We start from the raw sequence: 1,168 nt of genomic DNA, 5'->3' as shown, positions 1-1,168 counted from the left end.
CCATTCTCCTTCATAATACATCTCTGTATTATTTCTCCAGTCCTCAAAAACAACGCTTCCATTTTCATTTTCAACCCAGACATGAATGCTTGTTAAATTTCCATATGGTTTCGGGTCATAAGATTTTCCTCTTATGTAAAGAACCCCATCAATATATGTTACATTTGCCCACCAGAACAATTCATTGCAATATGCTTCACTTTCTGAAGGTACATATACATAGTCATCTTTTCCTAAAACATCTCCATTTGAAACAGATACAATTTCTGCTATTGGAGGAGCGGGATAACCATTTTTAAGAGCGGGATTTAGATGATCATCATGATTGAAATGCAAGCTTGTTTTCTTTGTCTTATCAATTGTTATTTCTATCTTATCTATTGGACCGAGCTCACCTTCCGCATTCATGCTTTGAGCATATATTGTATATTTTCCATTTGGCAAGCTTTTTGTATCCCATCTTATATCCAAATCTTTTTGATCAAGGAATCCATCTCCGGATACAACTAAAATTCTCTTGAATTCATCAAATGGATTATTTTCATAATTTATTATTTTCTCAATTACTGTCTTCAATTCTTTTAAGCTCGTGCATGCCAGCCTTCCAACTGCAACATCTGGATATAAATCCAGCATATCTTCTGGCTCACCCTCCACATCGCTCCATTCCGCAAATATTCCGTTTCCGTTGCTATCCCAGTCATCAAACTCTCCTCCCGCCCTGTAAATATCAGCGTAATACAAATCGCAAAGATAACCAGGCTCATCAGCGATTAAATTTGAGTATCTTACAGGCAGATACCATCCTTTCTCGCCATAATTTGCATGGTCACGTGGCTTTGAATATATAATTGATTTAACACCACCCACAAGCATAACATATTTAATTCCATAGTTTTCAATTGCATCTTTTATGAAATATTTTATTTGCTCTGGCTTATCCCTTCCAGGATATGAAGAATATATCTCATCTGTTGTTTTCAAAAATGTTCTAACACCGTGAGAATTTTTATGCTCCACAAGCTTATTTAATTCTTCCGCAAACTCTTTTGGAGAAATTATAACCAAATCATAGCTTGAAGAAGATGTAAGCTTAGAGGGCTTATCATATCTTATTTTTATTTCAAAATTGCTTGCAAAATATATTTTGCTTTCTGATGGCTTATAT

1 protein-coding gene is annotated in these 1,168 nt (G+C 34.8%); it reads right to left on the bottom strand.

Going from position 1 to position 1,168, the window contains the following annotated elements:
* The coding region (locus H5T44_06390) for a peptidase C25 (GenBank protein MBC7081847.1) at nt 1-1,168 on the bottom strand (1,168 nt) is incomplete at both ends.

Source organism: Thermoplasmatales archaeon, assembly GCA_014361195.1.
Lineage (GTDB): Archaea > Thermoplasmatota > E2 > UBA202 > JdFR-43 > JACIWB01.
This window is presented reverse-complemented; position numbering and strand designations above follow the sequence as displayed.